We start from the raw sequence: 24653 nt of genomic DNA on the forward strand, positions 1-24653 counted from the left end.
TGCAGAAACTTCTGGCCAAACGGGATACCAATATGGAAGAAGTCAAAGAAGCCGCTGATCTGGATAAAGCAAGCATAAGAGGATAGTGAGATAGTTTTCTCGCCTGCCGCCAGGCAGCGCCTGATTATATGACCTCTGACTGCTGATATATAACAACATGAGTATCACTATCGGCAGATACCTAGATTCTTTGCTGGCATAGAGAAAAGCAATGGAGCATGATTAGCATTCTTTCCCGTACGCCCTTTGCCACTGCGTGGCATTCGTCCCGGTGGGAAGCGTGTCAATTGATTCTCTATCGCCGGTATGACTCAAGTTCTCCTGCCATCTCAAGGGGAAACAAGAAATTTAAAGGATTTTCCTATAAATCCCCCGACCGATGCAGAATGACAGGTGGAACGGGAGACAAAAAACTAGAAACGGGAAAGTATCCGCCCCGTTTCATACCAAAAAATATCCCCTATCCTGCCGGAATTCAGAGGAGCAGGATAGGGGTTGTTTCTCACTTCCGGAGAAGTGAGGGGGGACAACGATATGGAAGGATGAACCCTATTGATTCATCAGTGTCCCTGTGGTGTGAGGAAGGCTCTCAGATATGAGCTTTGGCACCTTCTTCTTTAGCAGCCAGTGCTGCCTTTTCAGCTCTTTCCTTTTCAAGAACGCCCTGGAAACGGACAACTTCTTCTTTGATAACAGGAGAGAGAACCAGCAGGGAAATGAGGTTTGGAATTGCCATGAGTGCGTTGGCAATATCGGAAAGGTTCCATACCAGATCAAGGGTCTGGGTAGCACCTACATAAACGACCAGGGAGAAAATAACTCTGTAAACCATGTTGTATTTGTGAGTACCGAAGAGGTATTCCCAAGCTTTTTCACCGTGATATTCCCAGCCAAGGATGGTGGAGAAGGCGAAGAGGATAATGCCGATAGCTACGATATAGGTACCAATAATTCCGATGTTGCTGGAGAAAGCTGCCATGGTGAGGGCAATGCCTTTCAGCGGAGCGCCGCTGGCATCTGTTGCACCAAGGACACCGGAGGAAGCAATGGTGAGACCGGTGATGGAGCAGACTACGATGGTATCCCAGAAAGTACCGGTCATGTTGATGTAGCCCTGACGAACAGGATCATCGGTGGTAGCAGCTGCGGCTGTGATAGCTGCAGAGCCCAGGCCGGCTTCATTGGAGAAGCAGCCTCTGGCAACGCCATAACGCATGGAGTTCATAACGGTAACGGTGATGGTACCAAGGATGCCGCCGCCAACAGCCTGCGGATCGAAGGCCATCATGAAAATCAGGTAAAGGCCGTGTGGAACATTCTGGATATTGAGAAGAATGCAGATGAGACCAGCAACGATATAGAATACAGCCATGCCAGGAACAACAACAGAGGAAACTTTGGAAATTGTCTTGATACCGCCAACGATGATAATCAGGGAAAGAATGGTGAGAATGACGCCGCAGACTTCAAGAGGCATTCCGAAGACTGTCTGTACAGCGCCGGAAATGGAGTTTGCCTGGGTCATATTGCCGATACCGAAAGAAGCGATGACGGAGAAGAGTGCGAAGAGGAAGCCCAGAGTTCTGCCGGCTGTCTTGTTCTTGAAGCCGTTTTTCATGGTGAACATGGGGCCGCCCTTCATTTCACCTTTGGCATTGACTTCACGGTATTTAATAGAGAGCATGCATTCGGAGAATTTGGTGGTGAGGCCGAAGCATGCGGAAATCCACATCCATACCAGGGCGCCGGGGCCGCCGGAGAACATTGCCGTAGCAACACCTACGATGTTGCCGGTACCGATGGTAGCAGCCAGTGCTGTCATCAATGCGGAGAATGGAGAAACATCGCCCTTGCCGCGTTTGGTGGTGCGGGCTTCTTTAGACAGAACGCTGCGGATTGCATAAGGCAGATTCCGCCAGGTCTGGAATTTTAATAAACAGGTGAGGTACACGCCGGTACCTACAAGGAGCACCAGCATTACCGGGCCCCAGACTATGCCGTCGATCGTGTTGACTAGCGAGTTGATTGCAGCCATGTCCATAATAATATCCCCCTTACATTTGACCCGTAATTTTTCCTGAGAATTAAAACAACCGCCGCACTCAGGCTGATGGTGTGTTAAGTCTGAGGCTGGCGGTTGTATGTATGTATGCATCCATGCATGCAGCGGGAGTTACCCATGTGCCAGCCCTGTCCTTTTGCCTGAGAGATTCGGGATTTACGGGTGAAATCCCTTTACACCTTCGGCGCCCAATGAATTGGGACTCTCCAGAGTTGTGTCCGTACACAGTTTCGTGTTCTACTGAACGCCTGATAGTATTACTCCTTCGGCAGACGATCCTTTTGACCGTCATTTTTCAGTGTACATCATCCACCATATTGCTTTTTCAGCTTCTTTCGGGAACCAGATCTGAATTCCCCCTACGGAAGCCTGCCGTGCATTTGCGGCATATATTCACAGGCATTGCCTGATCCTATACATAGATTTGGATTATTATGGAAACCATTTTTAGAAAAGCAGGGCCTCCACTTCGGGAAATATTTCCAGGGATATTTCCCGAAGCCCGGCACTCTCCGATGAATCAGTTTAGGAGGGCTTACCCATCGGAGTGCCCTCAGCCGGATGGGGTGTCATATTAATCCCGGCAGAAGGAAAATGGGAAAACCTTTCTGACAGGAAATAATATGTTATATCAGTGCCTGATTGAAAGACTCAGTTTTCTGTATCTGCAGAAATTTTGGTCTTTACTTCCTTGCTGGGATCCTGGTCTACGTATTCTTCGTAGTCCTTGCCTGTCTTCAGGTGGTCGAAATACTTGGCAGTTTCTCTTACCACCACGCCGGACAGGGCCAGCAGGGCAATCAGGTTAGGTATAGCCATGAGTCCGTTGACGATATCCGCCAGAACCCAGATGGCTTCCAATTTCAAAAATGCGCCGCTTGCAACAAGTGCGATGAAAATCAGGCGGTAGGGAAGAACTCCCTTTGTTCCTGCCAGATAAATCATGCAGCGTTCGCCGTAATAGTTCCATCCGAGGATGGTGGTGAAAGCGAAGAGCACCAGGCCAATCATGAGCATGTATCCGCCGAATGTGGGGAATGCATCTTTGAAAGCTGCATTGGTCAGGGCCGCTCCGTTCAGGCCGTTCAGCCATTCACCGGAAACGACGATGGTGAGACCGGTCAGTGTGCAGATGATAATGGTATCAATGAATGTACCGGTCATGGAAATAAGTCCCTGTTCTGCAGGCCATTTTGTTTTAGCAGCGGCTGCTACGATAGGAGCAGAGCCAAGGCCGGATTCATTGGAGAACACGCCTCTGGCAATACCATTTCTCATAGCCATAATCATGGTAGAACCAAGGAAACCGCCTGCTGCTGCACTGCCTGTAAATGCATTGGAAATAATTGTTTCAACAGCACCAGGAATCTTATCTGCGAAGAAAATCAATACACCAACGGTTGAAACGAAGTAAATCACTGCCATAGCCGGAACGATTTTAGAAGCGGCTGCGGCGATGGACTGAAGTCCTCCCAGTGTAATTGCTGCTACCAGCACAGTCAGGATAATGGCTGTCCACATGGGATCCAGTCCGATAGTCATCCTGGTGATATCCACAATGGAATTCACCTGGGCAAAAGTACCAATTCCGAAGTAAGCGACCATAACGCCGAAGATGGCGAAGAGGGTGCCCAGCCATTTATACTTCTCGCCCATACCGTTTTTGATGTAGAACATGGGGCCGCCGGCGATTTCACCTTTGGCATCCACTTCACGGTACTTGACGGCCAGAAGACCTTCTGCATACTTGGTGGCCATTCCGAAAAATGCGGCAAGCCACATCCAGAAGATGGCACCGGGACCGCCGGCTGCAATAGCTGTAGCCACACCGACAATGTTGCCGGTACCGACGGTAGCAGAAAGGGCTGTGCAGAGAGCTTTGAAAGAATCAATATCACCACTGCCTGCATTCTGTGCCTTGAAAATCAGTTTCAGCGCCTTCGGTAATTTGAATACCTGCAGGAGCTTCAGCCTGATGGTCAGCAGGATGCCGGTTCCAACAAGAAGAACCAGCAGCGGCGGCCCCCAGATAAAACTATCCAGCGAATTCAACACGTCCATGTAATTCAAATCCATTTTTACAACGCCCTCCAGTAATAAGATATGTCACAAAAAAACCGGCATTCCATAAGAAATAAAACTCTGGAAGCCGGCATTGTCTACCTTAAACGGGACACATAAGTGTGACGTTGCTTTCTCTGTCCTTTTGCCTGAGAGATTGGGATGTTTCCATCCTTACACCTTCGGCGCTCTTTAATCGAGACTCTCCAGAGTGTGTCCACATACGGTACTTATCTTTTTGAGATACCTGAGAGTGTCACTCCTTCGGTAAGCCTTAAGGCTTTCTCCCATATGTTTCATCCACCTGTATGAATTTGATGTTTGCATTATAGGTCCATCGGAAATATTTTGCAAGAGGTTTTTTCACATTTAATTTTTTTCTAATTTTTAGTCGATTTGGAAGAGCAGGCTGTAATCCTGAAGGTTTATACATCTCGATCGGGAAAGTATAGCACTCTCAGGCAATAAAACCTGGCGCTTCCAGCCGATGGCAGACAACAAAAAAGGGCCGCTCCCAGGGCGTCCCTTTTTTCATACTACCTGCGAAGCAGTTCTTATAATTTCCTCTCTATTCCTCCGGTATGGAGAAATATAAAGGGCAATGCCGCTCTCACCGGTTCTCTGTCATACTACCCCAGAGCCACATCCAGTGTCATCATAACCATAAAACCTATGGCAAAGGTAATGACACCCACATCGGAGTGTTTTCCCTGAGACATTTCGGGAATAAGCTCCTCCACCACCACATACATCATGGCTCCGGCAGCAAAGGACAGAAGGTAGGGCATAAGCGGTACGATAAGGGATGTGAGAAGGATGGTGATAAAACCGCCCACCGGTTCCACAGCCCCCGACAGCACCCCGCCTACAAAGGATTTCATCTTCCCCATGCCGGTTCCACGAAGGGGCATGGAAATAATGGCGCCTTCCGGAAAATTCTGAATGGCAATGCCCAGGGACAGAGCCATGGCTGCAGCAAAGGTAATGCCCTCATGGCCGGAAAGATATCCTGCCAGCACTACACCTACTGCCATGCCCTCCGGTATGTTATGCAGCGTCACCGCCAGTACCAGCATGGTGGTTCTGGCCAGATGGCTCCTGGGACCTTCCGCTTGTTCCGCCCCCATATGAAGATGAGGAATGGCATGATCCAGCAGAAGAAGAAATGCCATGCCGCCGCCGAAACCGATAACCGCCGGAAGAAAAGCCAGCCTTCCCAGGGCGGAAGATTCATCCAGCGCCGGTATGAGAAGACTCCATATAGAAGCCGCCACCATGACGCCGGACGCAAATCCCGTCAGCCCCCGCTGCACGCCGCGGTCCATTTCTCCCCGCATGAAAAACACACAGGCCGCCCCCAGAGAGGTGCCCAGAAAGGGAATAAACAATCCCCAGAAAATATCCATATTCATGGTCAGTCTCCTTTAACAAAAATTGTAATGTTTCATATTAAACATATGCTAAATGAGAGGCTTTGTCAATATGGTTATTAGGGCCTATTAAAAATGTTTCTAGTTTTGTTTCTTTTTACTGACTTTTTTCTTCCTCGTCTGCTGCCTGTCCCACCGGCAATTCACATGTTGTGAATAACTCCGCTGTGAATCACTGTGATAAACTTTTCCCATAGTGCCTGTGATTTCCGCTGCATTTTCTGTGAAAATCCCAAACAGTTCACAGGGTTCTGCACAAAATGTGGATAACTGAAAAGGCCGCTCACGCGGCCTGATTTCAAAAAATGCAAAGAGTTAAAATGCTGTACTTTCTCTTCCATTCATGGGGACATTACAGCTGCCTGTCCATAGTGCCGCCGCATCCCGGAAGAAGCAGATACCATCTGCGGCATCCGCCCTGCCCCTCTTTCAGGAGTACAGTGCGCCGCCGTCACATAACCGGCTCACTGTTTCACAAATTCCCCTATATGTCTGTTAATCACAGCGGCTATCCTCTTTTTCGCCTCCACGTCGCCATGGAGTCCGTCCAGCGCCAGATCCGGCGGCATGACGCTGTCTTCCTCAAAGGCTGCGGCCGTATCAATATGGGGTTCCTGCCTTATAAAGTCATTGACCTTGCGGAATTCTTCTTCCCAGTTATCCACAGTAGGTTCATGAAATACCTTATCTATGCTGTATGGATTGATAGGGGGCAGTGTGAGAAGGATGGGCACAATGCCGTTATCCCTGCATTTCTGCTGTATGGCTTTCAGATCGGCAATCACATCCTCTGCCGGCACGCCGCCGCGAAGACTGTTGCTGCCGCCCATGATGAGAAGATACTTTAAATGGAAAGGAAGCACATCCCTTTCAAAACGCTCCACCATGTCATGGCTTGTGTTGCCGGAATCTCCCAGATTGATGGTATCAAAATCAAGATAATGGCCATAGCTGTATTCCAGATCATTGGGACCGTAGGACATACGTCCGCCGCCATGGGTAATGCTGTCTCCATAAAGGCCGATGGTATATCCTTCCGTAGAAAAGGTTCGTTTCTGAGGCAGGCTCCATTCCCCTACCGCATTGCCTGCTTCATCCTTTCCTCTTACCCGCCAGTACCAAGTGCCGTAGCGGGGTGTATCGTCATAGTAGTCCATATAGGGGAAATCACCGCCGCCTATATGATAGATGGAATGCTCTGTGCCCTCTGTATTTTCGGGATATTGGGAAAGCACTTCCACTTCATAGGAGGAAACGCCGGGATTGCCTGTATAGGAATAGACGGGATACAGAAGCGCTCCGCCCCGTTCACTGCTTCTGTCCGCTCTGGGAAGCGGGGCATTTCTGACAACCGGTGTTACTGAATCGGCCAGAGCCAGGGGACGGCTTTCCTCTCCTATGGAGAGCCCGTCAAAATCCAGAGGTCTTTCCTGCCAGTACAGCCCTTTCAGGGATGCATAGATTCCACTTTCCGGAAGAAGCATGTCATTGGTATAGGCAGTCGTTTCATAGACCCTGGTCATCTTCCCTTTTTCCAGGCGGCTGAAGGTGACATCATATTTCACCGCATCATAATCCGGCTCCCAGGAAAGATGAAGCAGCCCGGCAGCGGAAACAGTGCCTGCTGTCAGAAGGGCTGCCGATAAGACAGTCAGTAGAATTTTTATTTTCATAGGATCACTCCACTGTTTCACGTGAAACAATACGGGCCGAAGCTACAGAGGACAGCGGCCCCTACTTTCTGAACTCATCCATATGCCGGTTGATTTCTCCGGCTATCATCTGCTTGGCATTCCAGTCACCGTGAATACCGTCCATGGCCAGCTCACCGGGCATAACAGGATAGTCTGCAAAGGGAGCCGCCGTATCAATATGGGGCTGGCTCCTTATCCAGCTGTTTACCGTTTCCACCGATTCTTTCCAGCCGCTGTATGTCACATCGCCGTAATATTTCTGAATATTTTCCGGATTGATAGGCACAATGGTCAGAAGGATAGGAATAATATGATGTTCCAGGCATTTCTTCTGAATGGCTTCCAGGTGACCGATCACCTTCTGGGGATCTGCCCCCATACGAAGATCATTGATGCCGCCCATGATGAGGAGGTATTTTACATGGAAAGGAAGTACATCCCTTTCAAACCGGTCCTCCATCATTTCCGTGGTGTCCCCGCTTCTTCCCATATTTACTGCAGGAAAATCAAGATAGGTGACATAGCTGTAGGCCATATCCGCCGGGCTGTGGTACAGATGGCCGCCGCCCTGGGTAATGCTGTCTCCGAAGATTCCCACTTCAAAGTGCTCTTCCGGATTGGTTCTTACCTTTTCCGGAAGGCTCCAGATGCCAACGGGATTTCCATTTTCATCCATACCCCGTACCCGCCAGTAGAAGGTGCCTATTCTCGGATTGTCATCGTACACGTTGGAAAGGGTGGTTGTCTTGGAAAAGACACGATATTTAGAGGGTGCTGTGCCTTCCGTATTTTCCGGATAGGCATCGGTCACTTCCACCTCATATTTCGCAGCTCCCGGATTTCCCGCATAGGAATAAACGGGATAAAGAAGGGTGGAGCCGTTGCCGGGCCGGTAAACATGGGGATAAGGCGCATTCCGCTTCACTACCTTCATCGTGCTTCTGACTTCCATGGGTGAGGAAAAGGGACCCATTCCCTGCCAGTTGGCATCAATGGGACGCACCCTCCAGTAAAGGGGCGCTTCTCCCGGTGGAAATGCGGCAAGATCGACCAGCACCTGGTTGGAATAAATTCTTTGGTTATCGTACAAATGCTGCTCCAGAGGACTGTTTCTGTCCAGATTTTCCGGAAGTCCTCTGAAAATTTCCACTTCGTACCGAACTGATTCCGGATCTTCCTGCCAGGTCAGGAGGATAAGGTTTTCTCCCGTATCAGATTTTTCTTCCGCCTGTCCCGCAGCGGCGCCGTCGTCTTTTCCTGCAGCCAGGGCACTGTGAAACAGCATTTCATCGGCTGTCATACCTTCTGCCCGGACAGACAGAGGAAACAGCAGTGCCATGCCCAAAAGGGCTGCCGGAACGGTTTTCACTGCCTGATGTTTTAAAATTAAGGAAATTTTCATAATGTATAATTAATTCCTTTTCTCTTTCAGAAAAGCAGGGACTGCATAAAAATCAGTATTTTCCTGCTTCCTGATGCAATAGAAGAAAGGCGACCATGCGAACAGCCGTCGATTGATAAATATGAATGCCGAAGGATCAGATAAAAAGACATCGGAAGCCGGATTCCGCGATACAGTCACTGCTTCTTCAGCTCTTCATGAAGATAGCGGAGCGCTGTTTCCGCATCATGATTTCCCATGGCTGCTGCCTTTTCCAGCCATCTTACCGCTGCCAGGCTGCTCTTTTCCGTACCATATCCATACTGATAGCAGGCTGCCAGCCAGCCCATGGCTTCCGGAAATCCGCGGTCTGCCGCCTTTTTAAAAAGTGCAAAGGCTTTCGTATCATTTCCTTCTTCGTGGTACATGGCTCCCAGCTGGGTGGAAGAGGAATCCATGCCTTCGTCTGAGGCTTTCTGATACCAGATTTTCGCCAGCCTGCGGTCTTTTTTCGTACCGTTGCCATAATAATAGCAGTTTCCCAGATTTCCCATGGCAGTAGGTTCTCCCCCTTCTGCCGCTCTCTTCGTATACCGGAATCCTTCCTTTTTTTCCTGTCCCTCGCCGAAAAGATACAGCATGCCAAGAGCGGTGCCTGCCTTTAAATGACCCTTGGAAAAGGCTTTTTTAAAAAGACGGATTCCTTCCTTTTCATCTTTGGCAACTCCGTCTCCCAGATAATAGAAGTAGGCCATGCGCTGCCATGCATCAGGATAGCCTGCTTCCGCTGCCTTCCTGTAGCAGAGCAGGGCTTTTTTATCATCTATGTATTTTTTCAGAAGGGGAGAATTATCCTTGACATGCCGGTCATGGAACTGTCCCAGGTCATTCCAGGCCTTCCAGTATCCCTGCATGGCTGCTGCTTCCAGAAGATGAAGAGAGGTATGCACCTCTTCCTCAGTCTTTCCATGAACTACGCCGAGACAGCCCAGTGCTTCCATGGCATATATGCCGCTTTCTTCCCTGGCTCCGGCAATCCACTTTTCTTCCGCATCCATGATTTCATGAAATTCCTCATGACTGAGTGCGTCATAATGGAGCATACAGTAAATTCCGCAGAGTCCATCTCCCGCACGGGCGCCCTGCAGTGCCTTTTTAACGGCCCCTTTCGGAGAATAAGGGACGACGCCCAGATAATACTGTTCATAAAGCGCCAGAAAATAAAGTGCCCTGGCACTGCCTTCCTCTGCCAGCTTTTGGAACAGCGGATAGGCTTCTTTGATCTGATAGGACTGAAATAATTTTTCAGCTGTTTCCAATTCTGTCATCATGGTTCCTCGTTTCTTTTGGAAATATGATCTTTTCTATTATAGCAGATGATGAAATACGCGGCTTTGCCATGCAGTTCGGGCAGCAAAGCCGCAGATCATACAGAAAAACCAGATTTCCTTTATTCAAAGGTTATGAAAATAAAAATGAAAATAAATAAGTTTAAAAAGGAAATGCAGTACCATTTCCCCAGAGCGGTACTGTATTTCTTCAGAACCGCCGGCTCTCCGGCCTGTTAGATATCATATATTCCCTGTTTCTTTAATTCTTTCGCCGCTTCCTCCGAACCCTGGTCTGCCGCTTCCTGAAGATAATCTATCCCCTTTTCCCGATCCGGTTCCGTTCCTTTTCCATAGAGGTACATCATGCCTGTCATGTACAGAGCTCTTTCTTCTCCCTTGGACGCAGACGCTTCCATATAGGGCAGGGCTTCTTCCTCTTTTCCCCGGTTCAGATAAAAAAGAGCCAGGGAAAAGAGGGCTTCCTCGTATCCATAGGCGATGGCATCTTTCAGAAAATCCTCCGCCTTTTTTATATCTTTTTCCACAGTGATTCCATTTTCATAGTAGAAGGCCAGCTCTGCCATAGCTTCGCCATTTCCCCTGGCTGCCGCTTTTTCATACCATGACCGCGCTTTTACGGGATCCGGGTCTATTTCTACTTCCATATCCATGGTTCCTTCGTAGAATTTTCCCAGAAACAGAGCTGCTTCTTCATTGCCGTGTTCCCAGGACTGCTCCATCCAGGATACCGCTTTCCGGCATTCCTCAGGGGTTTTGGCTTTCGTGGCAGATGTAAGGCCCAGCATGTATTCACTTTCGCTGTCATGAAATGCAGCCGCCTTGCGGAAGCAGGCCATTGCCTTTTCTTCATCGGGAGCGGAAGCATATCCTTCTTCATAGGCCATGCCCAGATCGTAGAGAGCTTTCCAGTATTCGTAAAAAGCTCCCTTGGCCAGCCATTTCAAGCCTTCTTCAAAATTCAGGATAACCCCGTTTCCCAGGTAGGACAGGCCTGCCTCGTCCATAGCCAGCACATCCCCCTGGTTGGCTGCAAGAAGTATGCGGGAAAAATCACGATTCACCGTATCCCACATATCCTTTCCCTTTTCTCCCTGCAGGAGAGCAGCGCCGCAGAGTGGATCTCCCAATTTTCTTCCCTCTTCAAACAGAAGACGGCTTTTTTCCTCATCCGCCCGGCGATGGCCGTATCCTTCCCGTTCAATCAGTCCCAGAATGTACAGGGCCCGTCCGCTCTTTTCCTTTTTCAAAGCTTCATAGGCCTCATCTATTTTCCCCTGTAAAAACAGACTTTCTCCTTCAGACATATACGACTCCTTTCCCATGAAATCGGTGTCTGTCCCACCCGATCCTTTTATGTTTTTATAGGCAGAAAGTTTTCTGCCGGTAACTTCCGAACTTCATTCCAGGTCCTTAAAATGACCGGGAGACGGATTTCCCGTTCCGCACTTCTGCCTCAGAACCATCCATCAGAAATAACTTTTCAGATCCTCTTCCGCCTGTTTTTCGCCTTTCATGGCGGCCCGCTGGAGAAGCTCCTGCGCTTTTCTCAGATTTCTGGGAACCACGGTGCCGGCCAGGTAGAAATGGGCCAGGGCATATTCTGCCTTGGGTTCTCCCAGATCAGCCGCTTTTTTATAGTTTTCCAGGGCTTTTTCCGGATCTCTCTGCTCTACATACCAGTTTCCCAGAACCGTGAAAGCCATGGGATCCTTTCCTTCTGCCAGATTTTCCAGCATTTGCAGGCCCTGATCCACATCCTGTGCCACACCCCTCCCATGCAGCAGACATACCGCCAGTTCGCGGAAAGCATCGGAGTCTCCTTCCATGGCTGCCTGCTTCAGATAGGATGTTCCTTTGACTTCATCATCCGGGCTGCCGTATCCATATACATAGAGAATGCCCAGCATGGTTCCCGCCATGGTGTTTCCTGCAGCCCAGGCTTTCTGGAAGCACTGCTCCGCTTTTTCCAGATTCACTTCGGTGCCTGTGCCTCTGAAATAGGAACTGCCCAGTCCCATGAGCGCTTCTTCATCTCCCCGCTGCGCAGCCAGTCTCAGATGGGAAAATCCTTTTTCCGGGTCATAGAGAGTATGGCCCTCTTCATCTTTCAGGCCTTCTGCCGTATAGATATCCCAGAGAGCAGTATCCGCTTCTCTGGAGCCGTGAGCAGAGGCTTTTTCAAAACAGGTCACCGCTTTGCGAATGTCCCTTTCCGTGCCGATACCGTCCCGGAAGCAGCAGCCCAGCTGAAATTCTCCATTGCCGTATTCCATGGCTGCACTTTTTAAATACAGGGTAAAGGCTTTATGCTCATCCCGTTCTGCAAAGCTGTCATTTTCCCAGATCCATCCTGCCCGCACCATGGCGTCCACATGGCCAAGGGAAGCCGCTTTCTCATACCAGGCCAGTGCTTTCTTCAAGTCTGCTTTCTTATGATGGCCGTGTTCATAAATAAGCCCCAGTTCCATCATGGCAAAGGTATTTCCTTCTTCCGCCATTTTTCTGAGCTTCTTGACCAGCTTTTCAAAATCTGCAGACGTAATGTCAGGATCCCTGCTTTCCACAAAAAATAGGCCCAGGGGATTTTGGAGCCTGATGGCTTTGGCAAGGAAATCGTCGGCCATTTTTTCATTGACCGGCCCCGTCATGCCGCAGGCATACATCTGGGACAGCATGGCCGCAGCGGTACCTCTGTCTTCATCACTGCCCGGCCCCTGATACAGGCGGCTGTACATGGCAAGAGAAGCGCTGAAATTGCCTTTCAGCAGAAGTTCCTGAGCGTTATCAATGGTATCTGTCATGGAAAATCTCCTTTTTGAAATAGCGGGACAGCAGACCGGCAGGCTGGTGAAGCACGGAGCCGGCTCTATTCTCCTGTAGACCGGCAGGACAGCCCCCCTGACCGCCGGATACAGTCATGTTACGTCGGTCAAATCATGTACATGAAAGTTCTTCCAGCTTTCCTGACTTCCCTCTGCACGGCAAAAGCACTGCCTATGACTCTTCTTTCCGGATGTTTCACGTGAAACAATTTGATAAAGGCAGTCTGCCGTAAAGACTTTTATTTAATCATATATGTCTCATTCCTCCAGGTCAAGGAAAAAGAACGGCATAGCCTTTGTTCCCTTTAACCGGCTGTCCGGCTGCATTGTTTCACGTGAAACAGTTTTCCATTCATCAGCAGGATGGACAGGAATATGAGCCCCATGCCCATATATTGAAGCGGCTGCAGGGTTTCCTGAAAAAGCAGGGCACCTAACAGAGAAGCAGTAATTGTTTCTGCTGAAGCAATCACCGGGACTTTGCTGTTTTCCCGGATTTTCTGCACGCCCTTATAGTAAATCACATAGGCCAGTGCTGTAGGAATGAGGGCATAAAGAAAACCTGCAAAGGCAATGGAAATATTTCCCGCTTCCGAAAGCACATCCGGATCACAGGCAAGAAGGAAAAGGGAAGCAAAGAAATAGCTGTAGGTGCTCATGGCCCATACGTTGGTCTTTTCTCCTGCCATGCGCCCGAAAATGGATGTCATGCCATAGGTCATGCCGGACAGAATGCCGCAGACAATGCCATAGGGAGAAAAGCCGGAAAGGGACAGGTGTCCGTCAGTTACTGTCAGAACACAGCCTGCTATGCAGAGAAGGAGGGCATTCCATTTCCTTATGGTCAACGATTCCTTTAAAAGAAAATGGGCTGCTGTCAATGTACAGACAGGAGCGGTATTCAGAAAGACTGCGCTCATGGTCATGCCGATTTCCACAATGGCACGGTTGTAAAAGACATTGTACAGGCCCTGGCAGATAAGTCCAAGAAGGGCGGAAAAGAACAGAGCTCTTCTGGAAATAAAAAGGGCCCGCACACCGCCCAGAAGGAGTGTCATGAAAAGAAGGATGATAAAGGCAAAGGCCATGCGAAGGAAGCTGATAAGGGCCGATGATGCCCCTAGTCCATTCATCCATAGAACGAAAAGCCCAATGGTCCCCCACAATATGCTGCCTATGAGTATTTCTACTATGCCTCTTTTTTCCTGCCGGTTCATAAAGTACCTCCTTACATGTATTTTCTCCATTATCTCTGATATTTCATAAAAAAGATAACAGGAATATGTGATGACCATATAAGGAATGCTTATATGAATATTTTGTGATATGCTTGACATATATCTTATTCTGTTTTGCCAAAAGGGGAATTCATCATGGATGCCTATAAAATCGAAGCCCTGCTCTGCGCGCTGGAAATGAAAAGTCTGAATAGAGCAGCAGAAAAGCTGCACTGTACCCAATCCAGCCTTTCCCAGCTCATGAACAGCCTGGAAAAGGAACTGGGCGTCAGAATTCTGGAAAGGACCCATCAGGGCATCTGTCTGACGGAGCAGGGAAAAGAGCTTCTCCCCTTCCTCATGGATATGCACCGGAATTATGAAATTTTGGAAATCAAGGCAAGGCGGATTCGGGAAGGCAGGGAAAGGCCCGTCCGTATCGGTTCTTTTTCCAGCATAGCCAACCTGTGGCTTCCGGATATATTGAAGAAATTCAGGAAACTTCATCCTGCGCTTACCTTCGATCTCCGTGTGGGAACCGACGCGGTCCGTCAATGGCTTCTGGAAGGCAGAATTGACATAGCCTTCGGCGATGACAGGCGTTTAGGCGATTTCCATTGGATTCCTCTCAGAAAGGACCCTCTGGAAGCTGTCATTCCCGCTTCCTTTCCCATGCCGTCTTCCTCTTTCCTTACCATGAAAGAGCTGTCTTCCTATCCTCTTCTCCTGGCCCCGATGAATGGATTTGACAGCTATGCAGGCATGCTTTCCAATAAGAAGATTTCCGTCACCTGCGACGATGACTACACCCTTCTTTCCCTGGTTCAGAAAAGCCTTGGCGCCACCCTCATGCCCCGTCTCAGTCTTTTCCGCTGTCCTGACGGTGTCCGCTGTTTCCCTCTGCAGCCTGAAATCTGCCGTGTGCTGGGCATCGCCCTTCCGCCGCATCCCCGGAAAGCGGCAGAGATGCTGGCCTCCTTTGCCAAAGAAAGGCTTGCAGAAAATCAATGATTTCCACAGAAAAAGAGCTCCCTGTGAGAGCTCTTTTTTAAATACACAGATGCATTCGAAGAGTCTGATTTCATAAGAATTTTCATGAAATGCCCAAACCGCGGACTGTCAATAATTGCCGGGGAGGAAATAGGTAGGATCCACTGCATCTCCATTAATCCTGACTTCATAATGGCAGTGGGGCCCTGTACTGTTTCCTGTACTGCCTGCCAGGGCGATGACCGTTCCCTGTTCCACTTCCTGTCCTACCGTGACAAGGAGGGCGGAATTGTGGCCGTAGCGGGTGACCAGGCCTCCTTCATGCTTGATTTCAACCAGGTTGCCATAGCCGCCTACCCAGCCGGCCTGGGTAACTACGCCGGAAGCGGTGGCTTCGATAGGTGAACCGTAGTCTACTGCAATATCAATGCCTTCATGATAGGTGGATCCGATGCCGCCGGGGCTGGAACGGAAACCGTAGGTGCTGGAGATGGTGCCTTTCACCGGCCAGATATCCGGAGTGGTGGAGGACGTCTGGAGCAGAGGAGCCTGCATGCCGTAGGTTTCATTCATCAGCTTTTCCCGAAGCACGATCATGGTCTTGATCTGGCTGTCGAGCCGCTGGTCAAGCTTTCTCATGCGGCTCAGGAGCTGACCGGGCGTTGAAATTTCTGCATTGTCTCCCGTTTCCTTCACATTGCCGTGATCAGAGGCCTTTACGTCTCTTGCCTTATCCGGCACCGTAGAAGCGCCGCCCTGTCCGCCTTCGCCGGAAGAGGAAATGTTCTGCGCTGCTCCGTTGGTATTGGCCTTGATCATGTCCTGCAGCTGACCGGACAGTTTTTCAATGGTTTTTGTCTTATCTGACAGAGCATCCATTTTTTCTTCTGCCATTTTCAGCTGGTTTTTATAAAGCTCATTTTCATTCTTCAGAGAGTTCATGGATACTGCAGAATAGACTGCCGTTCCCAGACTCAGAAGGAACACGGCAGCTCCTGCCAGGGATATGATTTTCAGTTTTTTGATTTCTTTATCGGTAAAGGAGAATGTCACTTCTCCTGTGTCTGGATTTAATGTTTTTTTCATGTAAAACCTGCTGTATATAATAAACTGACTTCGGAACTATCCCCCTGTTCCGGATGCTTAATCAATGAAAAATATCTGCCGGCACCGCCTTCTGCACTCTTTTCCCCTGCTGCTCCGGTGATTTATTTCTTTGCCATATCAATTTTATGCTGCTGCGGATGCGATTCGGAAGAAACCGCACCGCCCGCCGGATTTCCTGCTTCTTCCGCCATGTCGGGCATCAGGGTATCCAGGGCAATATTAATGCTTTCCGCTTCTTCCGAGGAAAGCGCCTCTCTGCACTGTCCGTTCACGACCTTCTTGGCATAAATCCGGGAAGTGTCATGGCCTGCCAGGGAAGAAAGGATGAAGCCGTTGTTCTTTCCATCCAGAACCGTCAGGGAGAAAGACAGCTTGTCTCCCGTATCATCAAAGGCATCGTACCGTACCAGCCCCACCTTCTGGAAGGACTGAAGCTGCATGGTTGCCAGAAGTTCCTGCTGGTGAAGCATGTTTTCCGAAGAAGCCACCATTTCACGAAGTTCCCGGACTTCGGTGGAAAGTTTCAGTTCAATGGATCCGCCGTCTGCCCCGTTCATGAAATACTTGTATTTCTTCGAAAGACGGTTCACTTTATTTCTCAATAAAAAGTACTGCAGAAGAATAAATACAAAAATCACTACCACAATGCCGATACCGGCATATACAACTGCATTGGGATTCATCATCATTATTACCCTACACTCCACCTATCTGTTTTCATGACTTTTCTGATTCAGAATATCTGCAATACGCTGGAATTCTTCATCATTTCTAAAGGAAATGGAAATCGTGCCTTTATGGGCATTTTTCCCTCTGCCGATCCGTATGCGGACCCTGGAACCCACAGAAAGTCCTATTTTTTCTTCAATAGCCTTCATATATTCGGAAGCCGGAGAGGGCGTTTCCTTTTTTCCCTTTCCTCCGTTCCGAATGATTTCTTCAACCTTTCTGGCTGAAAGGCCTTCCTTCACAATCCGCCGGGCCAGCTGTATCTTTTCTGCGTCACTGGCAAGGGCCAGAAGAGGACGGGCCTGTCCTCCGGTCAGCTTTCCCGAGGAAAGAAGATTCTTCACTTCCTCCGGCAGCTGCAGGAGACGAAGCATATTAGCCACATAGGAACGGCTTTTTCCTACCCTTTCAGAAATTTTTTCCTGGGTCAGGCCATAGTCTTCCATGAGCTTCCTGTAAGCCAGACCCTCTTCCACCGGATTCAGGTTTTCCCGCTGCAGGTTTTCTACCAGCGCCATTTCTGCCATATGGTCATCCTCATAGGAAGCCGTAATGGCAGGAATAACATGAAGGCCGGCCAGCCGGGCCGCCCGCCACCGTCTTTCACCGGCAACCAGTTCATAGGCCCCGGTGTTTCCTTTCTGTCGTACCACTACCGGCTGAATCAGTCCGTTTTCTTTGATGGAATGGGCCAGGGCTGCCAGAGATTCCTCATCAAAATCCCGGCGGGGCTGCCAGGGATTGGGCGAAATGGAATCAATATCAATATCCATGACCCGTCCTGTTTCCTCCAGCGCGTCTCCCAGAAGTTCGCCGAGCCCCCGTCCCAATTTTTTCTTATTCACGTTTCAAAACCTCCCGACACAGCTTCCTGTATGCCTCCGCCCCCTTGGATTTGGGCGCATATGTCAGCACCGGTTCTCCAAAACTGGGCGCTTCCGACAGCTTGACCGTACGGGGAATGACCGTACGGAATACTTTGGAGCCGAAATATTTTTTCACTTCTTCCGCCACCTGCAGAGACAGATTTGTCCTACCATCAAACATGGTCAGAAGTATGCCCAGGATATGAAGCCGGGGATTCATCTTCCGGCTCACCACCTGCACCGTCTTGACCAGCTGGGACAGTCCCTCCAGAGCATAGAACTCCGCCTGGATAGGAATAATGATGGAGTCCGAAGCCACCAGGGCATTCAGCGTCATCAGCCCCAGAGAAGGGGGACAGTCAATCAGAATATAATCATAATCCTTCCGCAGGGAATCAATCTTTCTTTTCAGCAGGGACTCCCTGTCCGGAAGCGGTGCGATTTCTATTTCCGCCCCTGCCAGATCTATGGAAGCAGGAAGCAGGTGCAGCTTATGAATCGCCGTCTTCACCACAGCATCTTCCGGCTTGACCTCATTCAGCAGCACATCATACAGGCTCTTTTCAAAATCCACGGACTTACTGAGACCGCTGGTGGAATTTGCCTGCGAGTCTTCGTCGATAAGAAGAGTCTTGTATCCCTTGTCTGCCAGATATGCCGACAGATTGACTGCCGTAGTCGTCTTCCCTACGCCGCCCTTCTGGTTGATGATGCTGATGATAGTTCCCATGGTCTTTTCCTTTCATAGATAGTCCTTTATATTATAACATAAAAGGGACCCCGTGTTTCCCTCATTCATGAAAAGTTTACCATTCCATCCTGTCCGCTCTGCCCTGCTTCTCCTTCCACAGGAAACCTGTTTTCGCCCGATTGACAAACTTCCCTTTCTTTGATACTCTCTTTATAGAAATAATTCTATTTATCATAGGAGTTTACACTGTTTATGGAAAAAATTTATATTGATACTGCTAAAATCCTGAAAGCCATATCCGATCCGAAAAGACTGAAAATCGTAGACATGCTGTCCTGCAGAGAACAGTGCGCCTGCAAACTGCAGAAGGCTTTTGCGATTACCCAGCCAACCCTTTCCCATGACATGAAAGTCCTGGTGGAATCCGGACTGATCATTGACAGAAGAGACGGTAAAAATATTTTTTATTCCCTGAATCCTGCAGCACTTCGTGATTTCTATATCATTATGGGTGAAATTTTCAAAAATAAAATGCACTGCGTCTGCGACGGCCATCACAAACATGAAGAGGGACAGAAGGAAGTACAGGATAACCGGTAAAAGCATGATCATGCCATCCCTGCTTCTTTTCTCTTTGAGACCTCTGCCGTCATCCTGCAGGAAAGAAGATTTTATGCCTGTTATAAAAAATGCGCAAAATTCCTGATGGAAAAAAGAAATTTCCACTTCGGAAAAGACAATTTTCCCCCTTCAAGAACTGGAAAAAATATTTCCCTTAAAAATCTTCTGTTTATCATGAAAAAGTGGTAAACTATATAAGGAAATAGCAATCGTCTGTTGCTATAAATTGGTCGTAGAGGTGATAAACATGGCAGAAGTAACTGAAAAAAGTATTGTAGTATGCGGCGTGGATAAATACGCTGTAGCAGATCTGAAGCGTGTTTACGGCAGCGTAACATACCAGGGCGCAGAATATGTTTTCCTGCAGTTCCCGGTAGTTGGCGACACTGTCAGAGAATACCGTCCTGACAGCTATACCACAGCTATTCAGCTGGGTGACGAAATTTTTGATGGCCAGACCTTCCATTATCATGTAACCCTGACTTATGACGGACATGTAAGAGAAGTGGCTTACCTCGGTCTTGATGATGCAGGCCGGCCGGACACTGTGGATATCGAAGCCTGAAAACCATAAAAAAATCCCCGGATTTTCCGGGGATTTTTTTGTTGTCAAAATATCGGGAATGCAGTCCGGCACCGATCATGCCTTACAGTCCGTAATCCTTCGTCCCAGGTATCTTCTTCACCCGAATCCCGGGAAGAATCAGGATCACACTGGCAATGAGTCCTACGAAGAGGGGATCCATAGGCACATGGATCACGGTCGCTGCCAGAAGGGCCGCCGCCGTACTGCCTGCCATGGAAATGACCGCCCATTTCTTTGTGAGATGCCCCGGAAGGAACACTGCAATGGTGAAGGGAATAAAGATGCCGCCGCCTCGTAAAGCCATGGAGAGATAGTTCCAGAAAAGCACTTCCGAACCCCTGTTGGCAATGGAGATAATGCAGGCCAGGACCATGACTGCCAGTACTGTAATCTTGGTCACCTTCAGCAGTTTCAGGTCATCGGTGATTTTGGTGACCGGCATGATGATATCATGGGCAATCATGGTTCCGATGCCCAGGGAAAGGCCGCCGATACTGCCGATAAGCGACAGCAGAATGCCGCCCATGGCAAGACCGCCGATAAGTACGGAAGAATGATTGATCAGATAGGACGGAAGCACCAGGATCGGCGATACGGAAGGATCAAAGGCATGCATGTACATACCGATAGCCACGCTGGGAAGTCCTACAGGAATGACAATAAGAGCTGCCGTAAAGCATCCGAATGCTGCCGTAATCGGCGTGCTGGCAGAGAAAATACACTGAATATAGGTCTGGGTGCAGAGAACGCCCACCACCACGGAAAAAAGATTGGCCATGGAAAGTTCAAAGCCCCGTCCGAACAAGTCCATTTCCATGGGAGGAAGGGCTTCCCATTCCGCTGTGCCGAAGAGAGCCTGGAAGGCTTCAAAGCCGGCCACAAACAGGGATACCCAGATAATGGCCATTTTCAGTATGCCGCCCACTGCCGCACTCTTCATGCCGCCGAAGAAGGTATAACCGATAACCAGGAGAATCAGAAGAATGGAAGAAATCACCGGATCCAGTCCCGACAGGCTGGAAATGATTTCAATGCCCGGAAGGCAGCTGGCTACGGCAGAAAACAGAATGCCGATGGAGGAAATCACCGAAGACAGCCCCTCCGCCTTCTTGCCATAATTCAAAGACAGGAACTGGGGAATGGTTTCCAGCCCGGTACCTCTCATACGGCGGGCATAAAAAAGACCCATAATAATGAAAGCAATACCGCTTCCCAGAGTGAACCACCAGGCAGACAGGCCGAAATTAAAAGCCAGCTGAGCGGTACCGATGGTAGCGCCGCCGCCGACCACCGTTCCTGCAATACTGCCTGCCACCAGCGGCACCCCGGCACTTCTGCCGCCTACACTGTAGGCCGCCGCTGACTGAATGGATCGGGAATGATAGATTCCGATTCCGATAACCACTGCTACCGTAAAAAGAATAATTACGGCATGCATCATAGTAAGATTCATAACATTTTCCTTCTTTCAAATGAATCTCAAACGAAAACTTATCAAAAAGCATTATATCAGAATCAGAGAACTATGAACAGAAAAAATGACTGAAAATAATCACTTTTCGATTTTCCTATGAGAAGACAGAAAAAGGTATAATGAAAGAAAAGATTCAGAAAATGCGGTTTTCTGCCGCCAATTTCCCACATCTCACAAAAAGGAGAAATACCATGTATAAAGCAGTGATTTTTGATATGGACGGTACCATACTGAATACCATCGGCGACCTGACAAATGCCATCAACTATGCTTTAGCCGAAATGGGAAAAAAACATGATTTTCCCGAAGAAAAGGTCAAGCTCTGTTTCGGCTGCGGCATTGATGCAGATATGGAGAAAGCCCTGGCCATGGAAGCAGGCTGTCCCGATGAGGATCTGGAATATATCGGTTCTTCCATTCCCTTTTCCCGCTATCATTTCACGAAAGAGGATGTACAGAACCTGAAAAGCCTCTTTGTTCCCCGCTATACCGCCCACTGCCACGAAAAGACAGCTCCCTATGAAGGCATACCGGAAGTGCTGTCTGCTCTCCGGAAGCAGGGCATTCTGACCGCTGTGGCTTCCAATAAGGATGACCGGGATGTGCAGACCCTGACCCGGGTACTGTTTCCTCGCCTTTTTGATCAGGCCATGGGAAATCATAAGGAAATCCGCCGCAAGCCGGCGCCGGATATGGTCATGGCCATTCTGAAGAATCTGCATGTATCCCAAAAGGAGGCTTGCTATATCGGTGATTCGGAGGTGGATATGGAAACTGCCAGAAACAGCGGAATTCCCTGCATTTCCGTAGACTGGGGCTTCCGCACCCGTTCCTTCCTTCTCGCCCACGGCGCCGACTGCATTGTGTCATCGCCCAAAGAACTGCTGCCGCTTTTGATGAAATAAAAGGAATCGCTGTCCGGTCCGGATTCATAATGTACAACATCGGCGGGGCAGCAGAAGAGAGGGAAGGCTGCCGCCTTTAACGTTCCTCTTTCCCTTTTATTTCCCATATCAAAAACCCCTGTGAAATCCTTTTGATTTCACAGGGGTTTACTTTTCCTATCATTACTTGTGTTCGAAAATATCGACACGGCGGCCTTCAGCTCCGCTTCCGTCATCCGATCCCTTGACCATAGCTACCAGCTTGGAAGCATCCACGCCGTGATCTACGGCATACTGCTTCACACTGTCAATGCGGCGGGCAGACAGGTCCTTGTTATAGTCTGCACTGCCGGTAGCATCGGCACGGCCTACCAGCTTGAAGGTATGGCCTGTTTCCTTTGCCTGTTTTACGAAGGCATCCAGATTCACCTTCTGTGCGTCATCAATGGCAGCCGAATCGCTCTTAAAATGAATGCTGTTGAAATAGTAATCATTTTCCGGAGCTTTCACAGGTGTGTCAGCCGGTACATCCACCACATCCGCCTGGCCGGAAGCAGGCTTCACGGTCACTGTAGAAGGTTCCGATTCTCCTTCATAGTCATAATCCTTTTCCTCTTCCCCGCTGGAAAGGGCAGATGCATCGCTGCCGCCGAAACGGTAGGACAGGCCTGCCATGAAGCCCTTATAGGAAACATTATGATCATCATCGCCTCTGGTATTGAGATAATGATAGCCTGCATTGAGATCCACATTCTTATCCACTGCCAGGTTAACCCCTGCTTCCCACATGGATGTGGATTCGGTGCCTACAGCGCCCTTGGCGTATACATCCACCACATCATTGATGGGCTGGCGGGCAATGATCCCCAGCTGGGCAATGTTATTGGTGGTATCGGAAGAGCCGAAGACCCGTCCCGGGAAATCCTTCATGGCAATGCGGTTCCATCCGGCGAAGGCTGCAACCTGGGGATGAAGCGAATACAGGGCATTGATTTCATTCATATTGCCGTTGGTATGATCGGTATGAAGACCGGTATACTGGTACTGAGCAGCCCAGCGGTTATTGATGCCATAGGTCAGCCCGCCCAGGAAATTCCATTCTCCGTCCGACTTATATCCATTGGAATGGGCGGACGCATCCCACATGCCCACATTGACTTCCGTCTGTCCCTTGGTAAAGGACGTCTGGGGAGAAGCATAGGCTGAACCGGAAACAGCGGCTGCAAGAGCCAGCATGAGAATTATCTTTTTCATAGGTCATCCACCTCGCGAAAACAATATTGATACAGACACTCTTATGGTTATTATACCATAGGTCAGGACTTCCCACACGGCTGAACTCTCCCCTCCGGAAACGGTTTCTTCTGCACGGAAGGATCCATCATGAATCAATCATGATGACCGGCATCCTGAAAATAAAAAGACGCCTCATAAAAAAGGCGTCTTTTTTCATACAGGATAGGAAAAATCACATGCCAAACGGGCTTTCACTGCTGTCCTATTCCTTATTTCTGCAGCACATCTTCCATTTCCTCAATCATGCCTACGCGGCCGCTTTCGATCAGTTTCCGGAACTCTTCCAGCTGGTCCTTGATTTCTTTGGACATTTCCGGAAATCTGGGGGCAATATCCTTCAGTGCCTTGATGACAATCTGGGATACCACATACCGGGTATACCATTTATTATCCGCCGGCACAATGTACCAGGGAGCATAGTCTGTGGAAGTGGCAGAAATCATTTCACCGTACAGTTCCTGATACCGGTCCCAGTACCTTCTTTCATTGATATCAGCCATGGAAAATTTCCAGTTCTTCTTTTTGTTCAGAATCCGCTGAGCCAGACGATCCCGCTGTTCATTTTTGGACACATGGAGAAAAATCTTGATCATATGAAATCCGTTTTCCGCCAAGTATCGTTCCCAGTCACGGATCTGCCGATAGCGGATATCCCATATATTTTTGGTAATCAGATTCTTCGGCAGCTTGTCCTGGTGAATCAGGTCATGCACCCTCGTCACCACCACATCCTCGTAGTGGGAACGATTGAATACACCGATGTCTCCCCTTCGTGGAAGGGCCTTGTTAATCCGCCACATATAGTCATGGTCTTTTTCTTCCGTACTGGGCTGCTTGAAAGAAACCACATGCACCCCGTTGGGATCCAGATGGGAGAAAACATGCCGAATGGTGCCGTCCTTGCCGGCTGCATCCATAGCCTGCAGCACAATGATGAGACCGTAGGTGCTCTGGGCATACAGCTTGGCCTGCAGAAGGCTCAGTTCTTCCAGCGCTTTGGGAAAGGCGCTCATTTTGACTGATTCCTTATCCACCGCTGTGTCGCAGGCAGTGGGAAATTTCTTCAGGCTGATTTTTTCCCCTTCCCTGGCGCGGTAGCGGTTAATATCGATTTTTACAGGGCCGTCATAGGTTTTCGGCAGTTTCCTGTCCCCGGGATTTTCGTTGTTTTCCATGATGGTTCTCTCCTTGCAGATATAAAAGGGAAAATACAAAAGGTGCAGAGCGAAAGTTTAAAGGAACCTGCAGTCCCGATGAGTATGGTCTCCTTCAGCGGCAGTTTGTGTAATGTTGTTATCCACCGTCAGGGCGATACCTTTCTTTTAAGCGCAAGCGCACATCCCCTTCCGCCTGCGCCAAAGTACCGGACTGCTGCCTCTGCCCGCCGAAG

20 protein-coding genes and 2 riboswitches are annotated in these 24653 nt (G+C 49.2%); of the genes, 4 read left to right on the forward strand and 16 right to left on the reverse strand.

What is annotated here, in order from left to right; translation table 11 throughout:
- Positions 1-589: 589 nt before the first annotated feature.
- From ACI4N7_RS03855 to ACI4N7_RS03895, 9 genes are all read right to left on the reverse strand, one after another.
- Positions 590-2041 (reverse strand): alanine/glycine:cation symporter family protein, encoded by a 1452-nt coding sequence (locus tag ACI4N7_RS03855; RefSeq protein WP_439732047.1) that lies wholly within the window; start codon positions 2039-2041, stop codon positions 590-592.
- Positions 2042-2180: 139 nt separating this feature from the next.
- Positions 2181-2282: riboswitch (glycine riboswitch) on the reverse strand.
- A 431-nt stretch (positions 2283-2713) separates the two neighbouring features.
- On the reverse strand, positions 2714-4138 hold the full coding sequence (locus ACI4N7_RS03860; protein WP_439732048.1) for an alanine/glycine:cation symporter family protein: 1425 nt from the start codon (positions 4136-4138) through the stop codon (positions 2714-2716).
- Between the two features lie 112 nt (positions 4139-4250).
- A riboswitch (glycine riboswitch) is annotated at positions 4251-4343 on the reverse strand.
- A 409-nt stretch (positions 4344-4752) separates the two neighbouring features.
- Complete coding sequence (locus ACI4N7_RS03865; protein ID WP_439732049.1) at positions 4753-5535, reverse strand: ZIP family metal transporter; 783 nt, start codon at positions 5533-5535, stop codon at positions 4753-4755.
- Positions 5536-6017: 482 nt separating this feature from the next.
- Positions 6018-7226, reverse strand: a complete 1209-nt coding sequence (locus ACI4N7_RS03870; RefSeq protein ID WP_439732050.1) for an SGNH/GDSL hydrolase family protein — start codon at positions 7224-7226, stop codon at positions 6018-6020.
- A 61-nt stretch (positions 7227-7287) separates the two neighbouring features.
- Entirely contained in the window at positions 7288-8649 is a 1362-nt protein-coding gene (locus ACI4N7_RS03875; RefSeq protein ID WP_439732051.1) for a GDSL-type esterase/lipase family protein, read from the reverse strand.
- Positions 8650-8825: 176 nt separating this feature from the next.
- Positions 8826-9959, reverse strand: a complete 1134-nt coding sequence (locus ACI4N7_RS03880; protein ID WP_439732052.1) for a tetratricopeptide repeat protein — start codon at positions 9957-9959, stop codon at positions 8826-8828.
- A gap of 233 nt (positions 9960-10192) precedes the next feature.
- A complete protein-coding gene (locus ACI4N7_RS03885) occupies positions 10193-11284 on the reverse strand; it encodes a tetratricopeptide repeat protein (RefSeq protein ID WP_439732053.1) in 1092 nt (363 codons plus the stop codon).
- Between the two features lie 162 nt (positions 11285-11446).
- Positions 11447-12781 (reverse strand): tetratricopeptide repeat protein, encoded by a 1335-nt coding sequence (locus tag ACI4N7_RS03890; RefSeq protein WP_439732054.1) that lies wholly within the window; start codon positions 12779-12781, stop codon positions 11447-11449.
- A 326-nt stretch (positions 12782-13107) separates the two neighbouring features.
- On the reverse strand, positions 13108-14019 hold the full coding sequence (locus ACI4N7_RS03895) for a DMT family transporter (protein WP_439732055.1): 912 nt from the start codon (positions 14017-14019) through the stop codon (positions 13108-13110).
- Positions 14020-14175: 156 nt separating this feature from the next.
- On the opposite strand from ACI4N7_RS03895, the gene ACI4N7_RS03900 reads away from it, so the two are divergent.
- Positions 14176-15030, forward strand: a complete 855-nt coding sequence (locus ACI4N7_RS03900; protein WP_439732056.1) for a LysR family transcriptional regulator — start codon at positions 14176-14178, stop codon at positions 15028-15030.
- Positions 15031-15138: 108 nt separating this feature from the next.
- Here ACI4N7_RS03900 and ACI4N7_RS03905 read toward each other — a convergent pair whose 3' ends face one another.
- The 4 genes from ACI4N7_RS03905 to ACI4N7_RS03920 all read right to left on the reverse strand — a co-directional run bounded on the left by ACI4N7_RS03905 (position 15139) and on the right by ACI4N7_RS03920 (position 18441).
- On the reverse strand, positions 15139-16095 hold the full coding sequence (locus tag ACI4N7_RS03905; protein ID WP_439732057.1) for a peptidoglycan DD-metalloendopeptidase family protein: 957 nt from the start codon (positions 16093-16095) through the stop codon (positions 15139-15141).
- 122 nt (positions 16096-16217) lie between these two features.
- The gene (locus ACI4N7_RS03910) at positions 16218-16802 is read right to left on the reverse strand and encodes a DUF4446 family protein (protein ID WP_439732058.1); all 585 of its coding nucleotides are present in this window, start codon (positions 16800-16802) and stop codon (positions 16218-16220) included.
- A 21-nt stretch (positions 16803-16823) separates the two neighbouring features.
- Positions 16824-17690 (reverse strand): ParB/RepB/Spo0J family partition protein, encoded by an 867-nt coding sequence (locus ACI4N7_RS03915; protein WP_439732059.1) that lies wholly within the window; start codon positions 17688-17690, stop codon positions 16824-16826.
- Positions 17683-18441, reverse strand: coding sequence for a ParA family protein (locus ACI4N7_RS03920; RefSeq protein ID WP_439732060.1), 759 nt, complete (start codon positions 18439-18441; stop codon positions 17683-17685). Before ACI4N7_RS03920 ends, ACI4N7_RS03915 begins: the two co-directional genes overlap by 8 nt.
- 213 nt (positions 18442-18654) lie before the next feature.
- Between ACI4N7_RS03920 and ACI4N7_RS03925 the strand changes: the two genes are divergently transcribed.
- Entirely contained in the window at positions 18655-19002 is a 348-nt protein-coding gene (locus ACI4N7_RS03925) for an ArsR/SmtB family transcription factor (protein WP_439732061.1), read from the forward strand.
- Positions 19003-19270: 268 nt separating this feature from the next.
- Positions 19271-19588, forward strand: a complete 318-nt coding sequence (locus tag ACI4N7_RS03930; RefSeq protein ID WP_439732062.1) for a glycyl-tRNA synthetase — start codon at positions 19271-19273, stop codon at positions 19586-19588.
- 82 nt (positions 19589-19670) lie between these two features.
- Here ACI4N7_RS03930 and ACI4N7_RS03935 read toward each other — a convergent pair whose 3' ends face one another.
- A complete protein-coding gene (locus ACI4N7_RS03935) occupies positions 19671-21062 on the reverse strand; it encodes a sodium:solute symporter family protein (RefSeq protein WP_439732063.1) in 1392 nt (463 codons plus the stop codon).
- A 212-nt stretch (positions 21063-21274) separates the two neighbouring features.
- Here ACI4N7_RS03935 and ACI4N7_RS03940 point away from each other — a divergent pair, with 212 nt between their 5' ends.
- Positions 21275-21988: an HAD family hydrolase gene (locus tag ACI4N7_RS03940; RefSeq protein WP_439732064.1), complete on the forward strand. Its 714-nt coding sequence runs from the start codon at positions 21275-21277 to the stop codon at positions 21986-21988.
- 162 nt (positions 21989-22150) lie between these two features.
- Here ACI4N7_RS03940 and ACI4N7_RS03945 read toward each other — a convergent pair whose 3' ends face one another.
- Positions 22151-23221 (reverse strand): OmpA family protein, encoded by a 1071-nt coding sequence (locus ACI4N7_RS03945; protein ID WP_439732065.1) that lies wholly within the window; start codon positions 23219-23221, stop codon positions 22151-22153.
- Positions 23222-23472: 251 nt separating this feature from the next.
- Positions 23473-24438 carry a PPK2 family polyphosphate kinase gene (locus ACI4N7_RS03950; protein WP_439732066.1) on the reverse strand — a complete coding sequence of 322 codons (966 nt, stop codon included), beginning with the start codon at positions 24436-24438 and terminating at the stop codon, positions 23473-23475.
- Positions 24439-24653 lie beyond the last annotated feature (215 nt).

It is taken from the genome of Dialister sp. (genome assembly GCF_051885895.1).
GTDB lineage: Bacteria > Bacillota > Negativicutes > Veillonellales > Dialisteraceae > Dialister.

Bases quoted from the DNA above. Each gene is read 5' to 3' on its own strand.
- ACI4N7_RS03855 (WP_439732047.1), bottom strand. From the start codon at position 2,041: ATGGACATGGCTGCAATCAACTCGCTAGTCAACACGATCGACGGCATA.
- ACI4N7_RS03860 (WP_439732048.1), bottom strand. From the start codon at position 4,138: ATGGATTTGAATTACATGGACGTGTTGAATTCGCTGGATAGTTTTATC.
- ACI4N7_RS03865 (WP_439732049.1), bottom strand. From the start codon at position 5,535: ATGAATATGGATATTTTCTGGGGATTGTTTATTCCCTTTCTGGGCACC.
- ACI4N7_RS03870 (WP_439732050.1), bottom strand. From the start codon at position 7,226: ATGAAAATAAAAATTCTACTGACTGTCTTATCGGCAGCCCTTCTGACA.
- ACI4N7_RS03875 (WP_439732051.1), bottom strand. From the start codon at position 8,649: ATGAAAATTTCCTTAATTTTAAAACATCAGGCAGTGAAAACCGTTCCG.
- ACI4N7_RS03880 (WP_439732052.1), bottom strand. From the start codon at position 9,959: ATGATGACAGAATTGGAAACAGCTGAAAAATTATTTCAGTCCTATCAG.
- ACI4N7_RS03885 (WP_439732053.1), bottom strand. From the start codon at position 11,284: ATGTCTGAAGGAGAAAGTCTGTTTTTACAGGGGAAAATAGATGAGGCC.
- ACI4N7_RS03890 (WP_439732054.1), bottom strand. From the start codon at position 12,781: ATGACAGATACCATTGATAACGCTCAGGAACTTCTGCTGAAAGGCAAT.
- ACI4N7_RS03895 (WP_439732055.1), bottom strand. From the start codon at position 14,019: ATGAACCGGCAGGAAAAAAGAGGCATAGTAGAAATACTCATAGGCAGC.
- ACI4N7_RS03900 (WP_439732056.1), top strand. From the start codon at position 14,176: ATGGATGCCTATAAAATCGAAGCCCTGCTCTGCGCGCTGGAAATGAAA.
- ACI4N7_RS03905 (WP_439732057.1), bottom strand. From the start codon at position 16,095: ATGAAAAAAACATTAAATCCAGACACAGGAGAAGTGACATTCTCCTTT.
- ACI4N7_RS03910 (WP_439732058.1), bottom strand. From the start codon at position 16,802: ATGATGAATCCCAATGCAGTTGTATATGCCGGTATCGGCATTGTGGTA.
- ACI4N7_RS03920 (WP_439732060.1), bottom strand. From the start codon at position 18,441: ATGGGAACTATCATCAGCATCATCAACCAGAAGGGCGGCGTAGGGAAG.
- ACI4N7_RS03925 (WP_439732061.1), top strand. From the start codon at position 18,655: ATGGAAAAAATTTATATTGATACTGCTAAAATCCTGAAAGCCATATCC.
- ACI4N7_RS03930 (WP_439732062.1), top strand. From the start codon at position 19,271: ATGGCAGAAGTAACTGAAAAAAGTATTGTAGTATGCGGCGTGGATAAA.
- ACI4N7_RS03935 (WP_439732063.1), bottom strand. From the start codon at position 21,062: ATGAATCTTACTATGATGCATGCCGTAATTATTCTTTTTACGGTAGCA.
- ACI4N7_RS03940 (WP_439732064.1), top strand. From the start codon at position 21,275: ATGTATAAAGCAGTGATTTTTGATATGGACGGTACCATACTGAATACC.
- ACI4N7_RS03945 (WP_439732065.1), bottom strand. From the start codon at position 23,221: ATGAAAAAGATAATTCTCATGCTGGCTCTTGCAGCCGCTGTTTCCGGT.
- ACI4N7_RS03950 (WP_439732066.1), bottom strand. From the start codon at position 24,438: ATGGAAAACAACGAAAATCCCGGGGACAGGAAACTGCCGAAAACCTAT.